At 70.6% G+C, this 14,676-nt stretch carries 12 protein-coding genes and 1 pseudogene; 7 read left to right on the top strand and 6 right to left on the bottom strand.

The window, feature by feature from the left end; translation table 11 throughout:
- Positions 1-377 precede the first annotated feature (377 nt).
- On the bottom strand, positions 378-1,607 hold the full coding sequence (locus tag ACNAYW_RS06930; protein ID WP_415848977.1) for an acyl-CoA dehydrogenase family protein: 1,230 nt from the start codon (positions 1,605-1,607) through the stop codon (positions 378-380).
- A gap of 222 nt (positions 1,608-1,829) precedes the next feature.
- Between ACNAYW_RS06930 and ACNAYW_RS06925 the strand changes: the two genes are divergently transcribed.
- Positions 1,830-3,389, top strand: a complete 1,560-nt coding sequence (locus tag ACNAYW_RS06925) for a long-chain-fatty-acid--CoA ligase (RefSeq protein WP_415848976.1) — start codon at positions 1,830-1,832, stop codon at positions 3,387-3,389.
- 25 nt (positions 3,390-3,414) lie between these two features.
- Here the strand turns inward: ACNAYW_RS06925 and ACNAYW_RS06920 are convergent, their stop codons facing one another.
- On the bottom strand, positions 3,415-4,065 hold the full coding sequence (locus ACNAYW_RS06920; RefSeq protein ID WP_415848975.1) for a TetR/AcrR family transcriptional regulator: 651 nt from the start codon (positions 4,063-4,065) through the stop codon (positions 3,415-3,417).
- Positions 4,066-4,152: 87 nt separating this feature from the next.
- Here ACNAYW_RS06920 and ppk2 point away from each other — a divergent pair, with 87 nt between their 5' ends.
- The 3 genes from ppk2 to ACNAYW_RS06905 all read left to right on the top strand — a co-directional run bounded on the left by ppk2 (position 4,153) and on the right by ACNAYW_RS06905 (position 6,876).
- Positions 4,153-5,091: a polyphosphate kinase 2 gene (ppk2, locus tag ACNAYW_RS06915; RefSeq protein ID WP_224645384.1), complete on the top strand. Its 939-nt coding sequence runs from the start codon at positions 4,153-4,155 to the stop codon at positions 5,089-5,091.
- 82 nt (positions 5,092-5,173) lie between these two features.
- Positions 5,174-6,040, top strand: coding sequence for a hypothetical protein (locus ACNAYW_RS06910; RefSeq protein ID WP_415848974.1), 867 nt, complete (start codon positions 5,174-5,176; stop codon positions 6,038-6,040).
- Positions 6,037-6,876 carry an alpha/beta fold hydrolase gene (locus tag ACNAYW_RS06905; RefSeq protein WP_415848973.1) on the top strand — a complete coding sequence of 280 codons (840 nt, stop codon included), beginning with the start codon at positions 6,037-6,039 and terminating at the stop codon, positions 6,874-6,876. Before ACNAYW_RS06910 ends, ACNAYW_RS06905 begins: the two co-directional genes overlap by 4 nt.
- Positions 6,877-7,199: 323 nt before the next feature.
- Here ACNAYW_RS06905 and ACNAYW_RS06900 read toward each other — a convergent pair whose 3' ends face one another.
- On the bottom strand, positions 7,200-7,892 hold the full coding sequence (locus ACNAYW_RS06900; protein ID WP_415848972.1) for a L,D-transpeptidase family protein: 693 nt from the start codon (positions 7,890-7,892) through the stop codon (positions 7,200-7,202).
- A 228-nt stretch (positions 7,893-8,120) separates the two neighbouring features.
- Between ACNAYW_RS06900 and ACNAYW_RS06895 the strand changes: the two are divergent.
- Positions 8,121-9,162, top strand: a pseudogene (locus ACNAYW_RS06895) (MBL fold metallo-hydrolase).
- Here ACNAYW_RS06895 and ACNAYW_RS06890 read toward each other — a convergent pair.
- Positions 9,163-10,365 carry a TetR/AcrR family transcriptional regulator gene (locus ACNAYW_RS06890; protein ID WP_415848971.1) on the bottom strand — a complete coding sequence of 401 codons (1,203 nt, stop codon included), beginning with the start codon at positions 10,363-10,365 and terminating at the stop codon, positions 9,163-9,165.
- A gap of 175 nt (positions 10,366-10,540) precedes the next feature.
- Here ACNAYW_RS06890 and ACNAYW_RS06885 point away from each other — a divergent pair, with 175 nt between their 5' ends.
- The gene (locus ACNAYW_RS06885) at positions 10,541-11,698 is read left to right on the top strand and encodes a thiolase family protein (protein WP_415848970.1); all 1,158 of its coding nucleotides are present in this window, start codon (positions 10,541-10,543) and stop codon (positions 11,696-11,698) included.
- 44 nt (positions 11,699-11,742) lie between these two features.
- On the opposite strand, the gene ACNAYW_RS06880 is transcribed toward ACNAYW_RS06885, so the two are convergent.
- Positions 11,743-12,678, bottom strand: a complete 936-nt coding sequence (locus tag ACNAYW_RS06880; protein WP_415848969.1) for a LysR family transcriptional regulator — start codon at positions 12,676-12,678, stop codon at positions 11,743-11,745.
- 27 nt (positions 12,679-12,705) lie between these two features.
- On the opposite strand from ACNAYW_RS06880, the gene ACNAYW_RS06875 reads away from it, so the two are divergent.
- Positions 12,706-13,641 carry a LysR family transcriptional regulator gene (locus tag ACNAYW_RS06875; RefSeq protein ID WP_415848968.1) on the top strand — a complete coding sequence of 312 codons (936 nt, stop codon included), beginning with the start codon at positions 12,706-12,708 and terminating at the stop codon, positions 13,639-13,641.
- Here the strand turns inward: ACNAYW_RS06875 and ACNAYW_RS06870 are convergent.
- Positions 13,584-14,525, bottom strand: coding sequence for an SDR family NAD(P)-dependent oxidoreductase (locus ACNAYW_RS06870; RefSeq protein WP_415848967.1), 942 nt, complete (start codon positions 14,523-14,525; stop codon positions 13,584-13,586). The genes ACNAYW_RS06875 and ACNAYW_RS06870 overlap by 58 nt on opposite strands.
- Positions 14,526-14,676: the final 151 nt, after the last annotated feature.

The raw sequence follows: 14,676 nt of genomic DNA, 5'->3' as shown, positions 1-14,676 counted from the left end.
ACCGGAGGTGCGCAGCACGTCGTCCTCGAGGACGACGGTGACCGAGCCGTCCGGTATCAGCGTGAGGGACCGGCCGGAGTCGATCGAGCTGCGGACCGCGGCCGCGGCGTCTGCAGTGCCGGCGAGGTCGAGCAGCCGCCGGGCTTGGAGTTCCGGACCGAGAATCGAATCCGAGGCGAGGGTGTAGCCGAGTTCGAAAGCGATCGCCGCGATGTCACCGGCACTCGCCCCGAGGCCGCCGTTGCTCTCGGAGCACGACAACCCGCGCAACCCGAACTCGTCGACCAACACCGACGTCACGCGCTCGGTGTCGCCTGCGATGGGCTCGAGTGCGGCGCGCAGGGCGGCGCCGAGCTCGCGCTGTTCGGTGGTCTCGATCATCGGATCTCCTCGGGGGTCGAGCGGGTGTTGCCCACCCGCAGCTCGCGGAAAGGCACGTTGGAAACGCTGAAGGGGTCGCGCGGGAGTCCGAGGACCTGCTCGGCCAGGGCGTTCCGCTGGATGTCGTCGGAGCCGCCGCCGAGGGCGAGCGCGCACGCATCGAGAAGTGCGTAGGTCCACTCGTCCCGGTCGTCGCCGCCGTCCCAGGCGGTGCCGTCGCGGTACGCGAGTTCGCCGATCAGATCACTGGCGAGCCGACCGTTGTCGGAGCGCCACAGCTTGCCGAGGGACGCGACGGCACCGAGCGGTGCGCCGCCGTCCCGGGACTCGGCCAGGTACTCGTCGACAGCGCCGGCGAGGCGCTGGCCCACGAAGACGTCGACCAGCCGCTCGCGCACCGCGGGGTCGGCGGAGGCTCCGCGGGAGCGAACGAGCTCCGCCAAGCGCAGGTACCCCACCGCCTGGCGGCCGCCGCCGGCACCAATGGACGATCGCTCGTTCTGCATGAGGGCCACCGCAACCGGCCATCCGCCGTCGACCTCGCCGACGACGTGGTCGGCGGGGATCCGCACGCCGTCGAAGAAGACCTCGTTGAACTCCTGATCGCCGGTGATCTGGGTGATCGGCCGGACGGTCACGCCGGGGGCGCGCATCGGCACGACGAACATGGTCAGCCCGCGGTGCTTCGGCACGTCGGGGTTGGTGCGGGCCAGGCAGATCCCCATGTCGGCCCAGTGAGCGTGCGAGGTCCAGACCTTCTGCCCGTTCAGCTCCCAACCGTCCTCGGTGCGCGTCGCCCGGGTCTGCAGCCCCGCCAAGTCGGACCCGGCGCCCGGCTCGGAGTACAGCTGGCACCAGATCTCCGTGCCTTCGAGCGCGGGGCGCACGTATCGCTGCCGGAGCGACTCCGCCGCCAGCTCGAGGATGGTGGGCACGGCCATGCCCGGGCCGACTGCGAACGTGCTGGATTCCGGCGGCGCGTCGGTACGGGTGATCCTGTCGACCAACGCCTTTGCCATATGGTCCAGCCCCTGACCGCCGTACTCCACAGGCACGTCGATCCCGGTCAGCCCTGCTGCGAACAACTCGCGCTGGTACGTGCGTGCCCGCAGTTCCGGGTCCGGGATCGGGTCGAGGACCGAGCCTATGCCGGCGAAGAAGGCGCGGCTCCGGTGGGCGAGGTCGTCGAGGCTCGCCGTGTGGGCGGAGGATTCGGTGGTGGTCACGGTGTGCTCCTCAGCGGATTCGATGGCCCGATGAATTCGGGCGTACGCCTAGGGGCCGCCGCAACGGCCCGCTAAGAAAAAAATCATACGAATGCGCTCGATCGTTTGTCGACACGTGAACGGGCGTCGTTCATACCGAATATCAATGCCTCCCATAGCCTTGACACGTTCGACGCGGCTCACGGTAAATGGATCAGCGAATCACCACGAACAGGAGCCTCCATGTCGTCGACCCGCGCGCTGCACCGCGCCCTCCAGCAGGCACCCGACTCGGTCCTGACCGTCGACGGCGCTCGGACCCGCACCGTCAGGGAGACCGTGAACCGGATCGCCCGGCTTGCCGGGGCCCTCCGAGCGGCCGGCGTCGCCGAGGGCGACCGGGTCGCGGTGCTCGGTGTGAACTCCGACCGCTTCCACGAGGCGATCCTTGCGACCTGGTGGGCCGGCGCCGTCGTCAATCCGGTGAACACCCGGTGGAGCGTCGCAGAGATCGGCTTCTCCCTGCGCGATTGTGGATCGGACGTGCTGGTCGTGGACTCCGCGTTCGGAGACATCCTCCCGCGACTGCGCGAGGTGTACCCGCTGCGGGTAGTGATCGCGGTCGACGCCCCCGCGTCCGACGGCGTCCTGGACTTCGAAGAACTCATCGCCACCGGTGACCCGATCGCCGATGCGCGCAGGGACGACGGCGATCTCGCGGGGATCTTCTACACCGGCGGCACCACCGGACGGCCCAAGGGCGTGATGATCGCCCACGGCAATCTGCAGGCGAGTTCCCTGGGGGTGCAAGCGACGTCGTCGAATGTCACACCGGGCGGCGCGACTCTCGTGGCTCTTCCCATGTTCCACCTCGCGTCCTTGATGCTGTGGAACGGTCAGCTCGTGGCCGGCGGTCGGATGGTCTTCCTCCCCGGTGTCGACGTCCCCGCAGTGCTGGACGCGATCGAGGCGCATCGCATCACGAGCCTCGTGCTCGTTCCCACCGTGATGCAGCAGGTCGTGCGTGAACTGTCCGCACGACCGCGGGACGTATCCTCCGTGAGGCGCCTCCAGTACGGTGCGGCGCCGATGGCTCCGTCCTTGTTGGAGCACGCGATGCGTGCCTTCCCGCTCGCGGGATTCGGTCAGGGTTACGGCATGACGGAGACCTCCGCGAACGTGACCTCACTGACCCCGGAGGATCATCGCGCCGGCCGCCTCGATTCGGTGGGCCGGGCCTCCCGGCACACCGAGATCATCATTGCGGACCCGGAGGGCCGCGAGCTCCCACTCGGCGAGGTCGGAGAGATTCTGGTGCGCGGCGCCAACGTGATGCTCGGCTACTGGAATCGTCCGGAGGAGACGGCGGCGGCGCTCCGGGACGGATGGATGCACACCGGCGACGCCGGACGGCTCGACGACGAGGGCTACTTGTACCTCGCGGACCGGATCAAGGACATGATCATCACCGGCGGTGAGAACGTGTACTCCGCGGAGGTGGAGCACGCCCTCGTCGAACACCCGCAGGTCTCCTCGTGCGCCGTCATCGGAGTGCCTGATGCGCGGTACGGGGAACGGGTGCACGCCGTGGTCATCGCGGAGGCCGGTACCGATCCCCGGCCCGACGACCTCCGGTCCTTCGTCAAAGCGCGCGTTGCGGGCTACAAAGCGCCCCGATCATTCACGTTCGTCACCGAGTTCCCGCTGTCACCGACCGGCAAGGTGCTCAAGCACGAACTGCGTCGACACTGGTGTCCGGATCTGGAGCAGCACGTCACCGTCGAGCACGGGGCGCAGGCCTGACCGCCGAGCGGTGGCCGGGGCGCCGTCAGGCGCCGTGGAAGGCGCGGTAGACGGCCGAGCCGTAGAACTTCCCGATCCCCTCGGAATCGCCGCGCCACTGCGGCCCGGCGTCGTCCGGGCGGCCGGCGAGCATCGAGCGGACCGCGGCCTCGCAGGCCGAGACGAACAGCTCCATGAGCATGGGCAGCTTCTCGTCGAGGTCCTGCATGTCCCACCAGCGGGTGAGGGCGGGGCGGATCCACTCCTCGGCCTGCTTCGCCAGCGTCGCGCGGGCGCCGCGGACCCGGTGCACGACCTCGGGGTCGGTGACGCCCGAGAACAGCAGCTGCCAGGTGTCGGCGCGCTCGTTGACGGCGGCCAGCAGGCCGCGCATGCCGATGATGAACGCGGTCTCGGGGTCCTCGCCGTGGGCGTTGTGCAGCGACGTGAGGACGTAGGCCATCATCGTCTCGGTCTCGCGGTCGAGCAGCTCGGTGATGAGCGCGACGCGGTCCGGGAAGCACGAGTAGATGACCGGGCGCGTGACCTGGAGGCGGTCGGCGACGGTGCCGATGGTCACGGCGGCCAGCCCGTCGCGCGCGGCGATCTCCAGCGCGGCGTCGAGGACCTGGGGGCGGCGGCGCTCGGGCCCGAGGTGTTCGGCGCGGCGGCGCCCGCCGGTGGCGGTGGTAGGCATTCCGCACAGTTTACCGACCACCGGGCACCGCGCGTTCATGCGACGTTCACCCGCCGGTCCGAGCCTGCCCGTAGCCTTCGGCGCGTGATGGATCTCGACCTGCCCGTGGGCATCGACTTGAGCGCGGTCAGCGGCCGCGAGGCGCTGCAGAAGATCGTCGACCTCCGGGCGACCGAGGGCTTCTCCGTGAACGACGACGATGACGACGATCCGGTGCTGCTCACGCCCGAGCGCCACGTCGTCGACACCTGGCGCGAGGGCTACCCGTACTCGGAGCGGCTCGCCCGGTCGGAGTACGAGCGGGACAAGCGCCTGCTGCAGATCGAGCTGCTCAAGCTGCAGCGCTGGGTCAAGGACACCGGGCAGCGGCTCGTCATCGTGTTCGAGGGCCGCGACGCCGCCGGCAAGGGCGGCACCATCAAGCGCTTCATGGAGCACCTCAACCCGCGTGGTGCGCGCGTGGTGGCGCTGGTCAAGCCCACCGAGCGCGAGGCCGGCGAGTGGTACTTCCAGCGCTACATCGACCACTTCCCGACCAAGGGCGAGATAGTCCTGTTCGACCGCTCCTGGTACAACCGCGGCGGCGTCGAGCGGGTCATGGGCTTCTGCTCCGACGAGCAGCACGAGCGCTGGACCCACCAGGTGCCGCTGTTCGAGAAGATGCTGGTCGAGGATGGCATCGACGTGACCAAGTTCTGGTTCTCCGTGACCCAGCTCGAGCAGCGCACCCGCTTCGCGATCCGCCAGATCGACCCCGTGCGGCAGTGGAAGCTCTCGCCGATGGACCTCGCCTCGCTGGACAAGTGGGACGGCTACACCGCGGCGAAGGAGGAGATGTTCACCGCGACGGACACCGACTACGCGCCCTGGACCGTGGTGAAGAGCAACGACAAGAAGCGCGCCCGCCTCAACGCGATGCGCTACATCCTCGACAAGTTCGACTACGACAACAAGGACATGGACGTCCTCGCGGCCGGGCCGGACCCGCTCATCGTCGGTCGTGGCCGCGACCTGATCAGCGACTGATCGGCGCGGTGGCCGGGGTGCGCGGACGGGCCGTCGCTGCGCCGGACCGGCACCGTCGGGACCGTCGAGTACCGTTGTCGCCGTGCGTTCTCTGACGGCCTTCCTCCTCGTTCTCGTGGCGATCGCGGCCACGTTCGTGGCGGTCCCCGCCGCGTGGGCGAAGAACACGGTGCTCGACCGCGCCGAGTTCATGACGCTCATGGAGCCGCTGGGCCGCGACCCCGCCGTGCAGGACGCGATGGCGCAGGAGATCGCCCAGCAGGTGCAGCGGCTGCTCACCGAGCAGGGGGACGCCCGGCCGCCGCTCGACGCGATCACGCCCTACGTCTCGACCTATGTGCACGGCCCGCAGTTCCCGGGCGCCTTCACCGAGGCCGTGGGCCAGGTGCACACGTGGCTGCTGGTGCGCCCCACCGCGGAGCAGCGCCTGCGCGGCGCCACCACCGCCGAGATCGACCTGGCGCCGATGATTCGCGACGTGGCCGCCGCGAACAACGTCAAGGTGACGGTGCCGGAGCGGGTCACCATCGACCTGTCCGGGACCGGCGCGAACCGGGACCTGTTCCGGGCCGGACGGTACGCCTCCGTCGCCGACGCCATCCGGTCGGCGGCGTGGATCGCCCCGCTGACCGCGCTCGCCGCGGCGCTGCTCGCGCTGCTGGCCGCGCACCGTCGCGGCTTCATGATGTTCTACCTGGGTCTCGGCGTCGCCGTCGCCGCGGGCGTGACGTGGATGCTGTGCGTGGCGGCACCGTCGTACGTCTCGAGCCGCAGCGGCACGGGCGGGTTGAGCCCCGTGGTGGACGCCGCGCTCGAGCAGGTGACGAAGAGCCTGACGCCGTGGATCACGACCGAGGCCGCGATCGGCGGCGCGCTCGCGCTGCTGGGCCTGATCTTCGGCGGGCTGGGCGCGGTCGCCGCCCGGCGCGCGGAACGGCGCGCCTGGTGACGTCGACGGCCCGGCCGACCGTCGCGACGCTGACGTACAAGGACGGCACCACCAATCCCGTCCGGATCTTCCGCGGGCCCGACCCCGCGGCGCCGGTGCTGATGATCTGGCCCGGTGTGAACGTGCCGGCCGGGTACTTCGACGACTTCGGGCGCGCGCTCATCGACGCGGGGTTCAACGCGGTGGTGTCGGAGCTGCGGGGGCAGGGGGATTCGCGGCCCCGCGGCGCCGCCGGCACGCACGGTTTCCAGGACGTGGTGGTCGAGGACTACCCGGCCGTCTCCGCGCTGGCCCGGCAGAAGTTCCCCGACGCGCCGCGGATCCTGCTGGGGCACAGCCTCGGCGGGCTGATGGGCGTCATGTACGCGGCGCGCGCCCGCCGGAACCTGGCCGGGGTGATCCTCATCGCCTGCGGCACCGGCTATTACAAGCTCGACGGGCTGTCGGGGGCCGCGCGCCGGATCGGGACGTCCGTGGCCGCCCGCGCCGCCGCCCGACGGGGCCATTGGTCCGGCCCGGACGGCCTCGGCGAGGTACCCGCCGGGATCGTGTCCGATTTCGACCACCTGGTGCAGACGGGCGACTTCAACGTCGACGGGGCCGACGTGGACTACGAGGCGCGCATCGCGGGGACGCGCACCCCGGTGCTGACGGTGGCGATCGCCGGCGACGAGCTGGTCTCGGATCGGCAGTCGCGGTTCGTGGGGGAGAAGTTCCCGTCATCGGTGCACCGTCGGATCGAGGAGCCCCTGGGGCACAACCAGTGGATCCTCTCGCCCGGTGCCGTGATTCCCGCGCTGTCGGGGTGGATCGCGCAGTCACTGCCGCGCGGCTGAAGGCGATCGGCGCCGGGGTAGGTGTGTTCGGTCGCGACAGCCATGCGTCCCACGCATACCCTATGAAAACGCAGTTCAGTGCCGGTTTTTGCGGGTTGGAGCTATGCGCATCGCGCATAGCCGCCCCGTCGGCGTGGGCGGCGCAGCCCCTGTCGGCGGCGCGCGTACCCCCGTGTTCGTCCCCCGCGCGACGCCGATCCGCGGGCCTGCCGTTCGCTCCCCCGCCGGAGGCCGCTCGTGCGGTAGGGGAGCGGTCTACCCCCGCGCGGCGTTCGGTCCCCCCGGTGGACGCCGGGGCACCTCGGTAGTGCGCGCCGGGAGGGTCAGCCCGCGAGGCCGGTGACCAGGACCGGGTTGTGGGCGGGCGCCAGCCATTTCAGCAGGGTGCTCATGCCGTCGCGGCTGATCGCGACGCAGCCCAGCGTCGGCTTGCCGTCGGTGACGTGCAGGAACATCGCGCCGCCCTTGCCCGGGGTGTGGCTGGGGTTGTTGTCGAAGTGCACGGCGTAGTCGTAGACGGGGCCGATGTCGTAGAGGTTCTCGCTCTCGGGCCCGGGGCTGGCGGCCTGGACGACCATGCGGTCGTAGGTGGGGGAGGCGACGTTCCCGTCCCACCAGTGCTGATTCGTCACCTTCGTGTACGGCAGCGTGGTGCCCGGGTTGTCCTGCCGGCCGAAGGCGAGGTCGAGCCGGAAGACACCGAACGGGGTGCGGGGCACGCCGTCCTTGCCCTCGCCGATGCCCTGCTGGCCGACCTTGCCCGGGACCGGCCCGTAGACCTTCGTCCAGCCCTGCGCGAGCAGGGCCCATGCCGAGACCTGGACGTCGGTGGACGAGAACGACGGTGCCGCCACGGTGATGACCTCGCGGGCCGTCGGCGCGGCCGCGACCGCGGCGTCGAGCAGCGCCTTGTCGGCGTCCGCGGCGGCGGCGTGCGGGACCGTCACCGACGTGGCGACCGCGGCCGCTGGGAGCGCAGCTAGCCCCACGAGCACCTGACGCCTCTTGAGCAGCATGCGTCACAGTATGACATGGCCGGGGGTGGCGTGCGCGGGCGTGCCCCGACTCGGGTGGGAGGCGCCGGTCGAATCGTCGGAGTTGGCGCCGTTCGTGGTGTCTTGATATTCACATAGTGCGCGGTTTCCTGCAGTTCTACCGCCGATCACGTCGGTGACTCTTCGGGTGATGCGGTTCATTTCATCAACGATCGGCCGGCTCGGGGTCGACGTTCGGCAGGAGGCGACATGGACCTGGCAGTCGAGATCGGGGACGGCATCCACCGGATCGCGGTGCCCATCGCGGACAGCCCTCTGGGGCACACTTTCGTCTACGCCCTGCAGTCTACGAACGGTGTGCTCCTGGTGGATGCGGGGTGGAACGACGACGAGAGTTGGGCCGCGCTCGTATCGGGTCTCGGCTCCTTCGGCGTCGCCATGGCGGACATCGAGGGCGTCGTCCTGACGCATCACCATCCGGACCACGCCGGTCTGTGCGGCCGGGTCCGCGAGGCGTCCGGCGCGTGGGTGGCGATGCACGCCCTCGACGATGCCCTCTTCGCTCAGATGGTTCTCCGCGGGACACCGGTTGGGCCGACCGGTTCCGGAGCACACTGCGCGCGGCCGGCGCTCCTCCGGACGAGATCGCTCTGTTCGACCAGCACCGGGCGACGGCCCCGCCCGCTCCAGTGGAGAGCGCCCCGGACCGCCCGCTGGACGACGGTCAGGTGATCGCGCTCGCCGGGCGGAATCTGCGCGTGGTGCACACTCCGGGGCACACCCCCGGACACGCCTGTTTTCTGCTCGACGGCGCCGATGTGCTGTTCACGGGCGATCACGTGCTGCAGAAGACGAGCCCGCACGTGGGATCGGCCATCCTCCCGCTGGACGAGCGCGACCACGTCGGCGACTACCTTTCCTCGCTGCGGAACGTCCGCCGGTTCGGGATCACGCGTGGGCTGGGCGCGCACGGCGCGGCGATCGACGATCTCCCACGTCGGGCCGGCGAACTGATCGACCACCACGAGGAGAACTCGCCGCGATGTTCGTCTCCTTCGGTGACGAGCAGCTCACTCTGTGGGAGGTAGCCGCTCGCATGCACTGGCACCGAGCGTGGCACGAGATTCGCTGGATGGGGAAGGGGCTCGCGCTGTCGGAGGCTGCCGCGCATCTGCGCCACCTGGTGGCGCGCGGGCCCGTCGTGGAGCAACAGGGGGTAGGGGTGGCGCTGTTCCGGCGCGCGCGCGATGCGCGTCCCGACGGTGCGTTGCTCGCCGCGACGCGCCCGTAGTCAGTCGGTGTGCGAGGTGGGGCCGGCGTAGCGCATGACCGATGAGTTGATGTCGAGGATCCGGTCGCCGAGGTCCCGCCGCTCGCGCAGAAGGCGCATGCGCACCAGGTTGTTGGTGACGGTGAAGGCCGTGTCGACCATCATCTTCGCGACCTCCGGTGTGAGCGCGGGGTTCTCGTCCCGAAGCACGTCGGTCCATACGCCGAGGTAGTCGCGGAGCACCCGCTCGGACACGCGGCGCTCCTTGTCGGGGAGTTCCGCGCGCTCACTGCTCAGCATGCCGATCAGGCGGCTGTTCCCGAGCGCGAAATCCGTATGCGAACGGAGCAGTATGCGGCGCACCTCCGCGGAATCGGATCCTTCCGTGAGTGCGCGGGACATCCCAGCGCGCAACTGCTCGTCGCCCCGCCGGATCGCGGTGGCCAGTAGCTCCTCCTTCGTGGAGAAGTGCTTGTACACACTGGAACCGGTGATCCCCTCGGCGGCGCCGACGTCGTCCATCCGGACCGACTGGAAGCCGCGCTCGTCGAACAGGCGGATCGCGTGATCGATCAGCTGCTCCCGGCGAGGCAGGCCGATCCCGGTGTACCGATCATGTGCCGGCGCCGGCGCGATCGTGTCGGCGGTGGTGCCGAGCGGCGCCTGAACCACCTGTCGCATGATTCCGGCGTGCACGCGGAGGAACTCGTGTTTGGACAGCGAGATCCGGTGCAGGCCGGAGGATCCGAGAGCGGCGATCAGGGCCCAGGACACGAGGTCGACGTCGGCGTCATCGAGGTCGGGGCGCTCCCGGGCGAGGAGGTCGCGCACTCGGCTTTCCACCGCCGCGAGCTGTGGGCGCAGCGCCGCGCGCTTGTCGGCGCTCAGGTGCCGGGCCTCGCGGCTCCAGAGCACGGGCAGGCCCCGTCGTTCCAGCGACGACCGGCCGGTGGCCGCGATGAACGCATCCAGGTCCGCTGCGTCGGAGGCGATCGCCTGCACGTGGGCGAGGCCGTCGGACACTGCGCTGAACAGTAGTTCCTGCTTGCCCGCGAAGTGTCGGTACAAGGCGCCCGCCGTGATGCCGACCTCGGCGGCGACGTCGGACATCGACACGTTGTGATAGCCCTTGTCGCGGAACTGCCGCGAAGCGGCGAGCACGATCTGATGCTTGCGGTCGCGGGGCCTTCGACGGCCCGGGGACGCCGCCGTTTTCTCGGTCACGTCTCGTCGCCTATCAGTGAGTGTTGATTTATGTATTGGCACACAATACCTGGTCAGCGACAGAATCAAGACACAGGCACGCGGGTCGGGTTGTGCACTTCGCAGTCGCTGCGTCGGGGCGCCCGTCGGTGTCGGGCCACGGGAAGCGTGGCCCCAATCGGTTCGAGGAGATCTCATGCGTGATGCAGTCATCGTCGATGCGGTGCGTACCCCGGTGGGCCGCCGCAACGGTGCGCTGTCGAAGTCCCACGCCGCATCGGTGTCGGCGCACGTTCTGAACGCACTGGTGGACCGGACGGGCCTCGATCCCGGCGCCGTCGACGACGTGATCTGGGGGTGCGTGGAAACGCTCGGCATGCAGTCCCAGTGCATCGCGCGATCCGCGGTGCTGTCGGCGGGGTGGCCGGAGCACGTACCGGGTGTCACGGTGGACCGCCAATGCGGCTCGTCGCAGCAGGCAGTGCATCAGGCGGCGGCGGGCGTGATCAGCGGCCAGTACGACATCGCCGTCGCCGGTGGGGTCGAGTTGATGAGCGCGGTGCCGATCGGCACCGCGGCGAGGGTCGGTGACTTCGGCGAGGCGTATGCGCCGCTCGCGCGGGAGCGCTACCGCGGCACCGGGTACGCGCGCGGCGGGGCACCACAGATGATCGCCGACGAGTACGGCATCACCCGCGCCGACATGGATCAGCACGCGCTCGATTCGCACGAGCGCACCGCCCGCGCGATCGACGAGGGCCGGTTCGTGGGACAGATCGCCCCGATTCCGGTCGACGGTGGAGCGAGCCTGTTCGACACGGACGAAGGGGTCCGCCGCGGCGGCACCTTGGAGAGCCTCGGTGCCCTGCGACCGGCGTTCTCCGCGGAGGGCACGATCACCGCCGCGACGTCGTCGCAGGTGTCGGACGGCTCCGCGGCTCTCCTGGTGACCACGAGCGAGATCGCCCGCGCGAACGGCTGGCGCCCGATGGCGCGGATCCACACCGCCGTCGTGACGGGCTCCGATCCCGTGGCCAACCTCAAGGGCACGATTCCCGCGACTGCGAAGGTGCTTGCCCGGGCGGGCCTGTCGTTGTCGGACATCGGGACGTTCGAGATCAATGAGGCCTTCGCCTCGGTCACGCTGTCCTGGCTCACGGAGACCGGCGCAGACTACCGGCTGATGAATCCGTACGGCGGCGCGATGGCGATCGGCCACCCACTGGGCGGGTCGGGCGCGCGCCTGATGACCACGATGGTGCATCGGATGCGCGATGAGGGCATCCGGTACGGCCTTCAGTCCATGTGCGAGGGCGGCGGGATGGCCAACGCGACCGTCCTGGAGCTGCTCTGACCGACGGTTGAGCCGCCGCGATCGAACAGACGCGCGCCGTCCGATCACGGAAGGGCTGGGTCCCGGGCCGTGGAGGCAGAGGACGGGCCGGTGAGGCGTTCGACGGCGAGCGCACGGAAGGCGCGCGCCGCGGGGGAGAGGAATCCCGACCGGCGAGCGATCCCGAACGGCACCACGACGGGTGGGGTGAGGTGCCGGACGACCGCGCCCGCCTGGTGTCCCGGCCCGGCCTGGCCGGCCGGGACGAACGCTATCCCCAGGCCGCCCGCCACCAGCGCGGCCTGCGTGTACCTGTGCTCGGTGACCACGCCGACCCGGGTACGGACTCCGGCCGCCCGGAGCGCCTCTTCGACCAGCCCGCGGCCGCGGGCTCCGGGCGGCGCGGCGACCACGGGTAGGTCGGGAAGGAGGTCCAGGGGAAGCGGGTCGGGGAGCTCCTCACCGTGGCCCGGCGGGGTCATCAGCACGATCGGCTCGATACCGAGGAGGTCGAACTCCACCCCACTGCGGGGATCCGACGTGTCCACGTCCTCGGGCAGCGGGAGGAACCCCAGCTCACTCCGGCCCTCGATGATGCGCCGCACCAGCTCGGTCTCCATCGTGGGCGTCACCAACCCGATCACCACATCCGGGTAGCGGCGGCGGAAATCGCTGAGAACGGGAAGCAGCATCTCGAGCGGCCCGCCCATCGCCGCCAGGTCGAGCCGTGCCGATCGGATACCCGACACCTCGGCGACCGACGCCCTCGCGGTGTCCACGTCGCGCATCAGCTGACGAGCAGGCGCGACGAGCGCCTCGCCGGTCACGGTGAGCACCAGCCCTCGTCCGACGCGATGGAACAGTGCAGTCCGCAGCTCCCGCTCCAGGCCGCGAATCGTCTGGGACAGTGACGGTTGCGCGATGTGCAGCGCCGCCGCGGCCCGCACCAGTCCGCCGTGATCGACCACCGCGAGGAACTGCTCCAGTTGTCTGAACTCCACGTGGTCCTCCTGAGATACGGTGCAAGCATGGACGCCCGACAATTACGCTACTTCCTCGCGGTCGTCGACCACGGCGGCGTCACCCGGGCCGCGGAGGCGTTGTTCGTCGCCCAGCCCTCGGTCTCGCACGCGCTGCGAGCGCTGGAGCGGGAACTCGACGTGGAACTCTTCCGGCGAGTGGGCCGTGGCCTGGAACTGTCTTCCGCCGGGACGGCGCTGGTGGGGCCCGCGCGGCAGGTACTCGCCGGGGTGGCGTCGACGTCGGCCTCGGTGCGCCGGATCGAGCACCTCGAGGCGGGCCGGATCGACATCGCGGTCACCTCCGACCTCGCGGTGGATCCCCTGCTGCCGATCATCCGCGCGTTTCGTGACGCTCACCCCGGGATCTGGGTCAACGTGCTGCAGGCGGCGGATGCGGACGCCGCGGCCGACCACGTGCGCCGCGCCGAATGCGAGCTCGCACTGTGCTCGCCGCCGGAGGTACCGCCGACCGGAACCGCGGCGGTCGCGCTCGGGCGTCGACCGCTCGTCCTCGCGCTGCCGCCGGGACACGTCCTGTTCGATGAGGCGAGCATTCCGCTGGCGCGCCTGGCCAACCTCTCCCTGGTTGCCGGCCCCCCGGGCGATGTGGTGCGGGACCTGCTCGATCGCGAGTGCGAGCGAATGGACGTGACGCTGCGCGTCGCCCTGGAAGTGGGGGTGCTGCCCGCACACCCGCGGCTGGTGGCCACGGGAGCGGGAGCAGCGGTGCTTCCCCCCGACCTGGCGCGCGAAGCGGAGGAGGGCGGCGCCCACCTCTGCCGGATCGATCCGGAACCTGTGCAGGCGTACGGGTTCGTCTATCGGAAGGCGGGGCTCTCGGCGGCGGCCCGCGCGTTCGTCACCATCGGACGCCGCGCGCAGGTTCACGGCGCCTCCGGTGAGCCGCCGGTGGTAGGGAGCGCCAGCCCCTCGGAAGGCTGAGTAGGGCGGTCGGAGAACAGGACCCGCGCGCCGCTGTCGATCTCCGCGACGGTGAGGCGGGCATGGGGCTTGCGCAGCTCGCCCTGCTGCGTCCAACCCCGCATCCACTGGACGTTGTCCTCGCCCACGACGAAGACCTGGCCGGACACGTCCGCGGACAGCGGTGACGCCAGGTAGCCGACCATCGCGGAGTTGTTCTCGACCGCCTTGACGTCGAAACCGTCGCCGATGGGCGCCTCGTAGCCGGGAGCCCCGGCTGTCATCCGGGTGCGCCCGCGCGGGCACACCGCGTTGGCGCGCACGCCGATCGGGGCGAGTTCGCGCGCGATGACGACCGCCATCGCGGCGATGCCGGCTTTGGTGGCCGCGTAGTCGAGCTGCCCCTGGCTGCCCACGAGACCGGCCCGGGACGCGGTCAGCACGATGCTGCCGTACACCCGCTGTCCCGACTCCGCGGCGCGGCCCGACCAGTACCGTGCGGCCTCCCGGACCGGCAGGAAGTGTCCGCGGAGGTTGACCGCGCTCATCAAATCCCACTGCTCCACCGAGATGTCCTGGAGCGGCCCGCCGCGGATGATGCCGGCGTTGCACACCAGCACGTCCAGACGGCCGAACGTGTCGACCGCGCGGGCGATGAGCGCCGCGGAGGCCGCTTCATCGGCGACATCGCCGAAATCGGGGACGGCCTCACCTCCTGCAGCGCGGATCTCCGCGCACACCTGCTCGGCGGGGCCGTGCGCGCCGCCGCTGCCGTCGCCCGCGGTTCCGAGGTCGTTGACCACCACCCGGGCGCCGAGTGCCGCCAGCTCGTGCGCGTGTGCGCGGCCCACGCCGCGGCCCGCGCCGGTCACTATCGCCACCCTGTCCTGCAGATCTCTCGTCATCCCTTCACCTCACCGAGGTGGGAGGCGCGGGGCAATGGCCCAGCGCCGAACGATGGGATAGTCGGCGCCTATGAGCCGCGCCGCGCGGGGGTGCAGTGCGTCGCGCGGGATAGAGGATCGCGATGGGTGCAGTGCGTCGCGCGGGATAGAC

The organism is Tsukamurella ocularis, from assembly GCF_965138335.1.
GTDB lineage: Bacteria > Actinomycetota > Actinomycetes > Mycobacteriales > Mycobacteriaceae > Tsukamurella > Tsukamurella ocularis_A.
The sequence above is the reverse complement of the archived record's forward strand: the minus strand, read 5'-3'. Positions and strand labels throughout refer to the sequence as shown.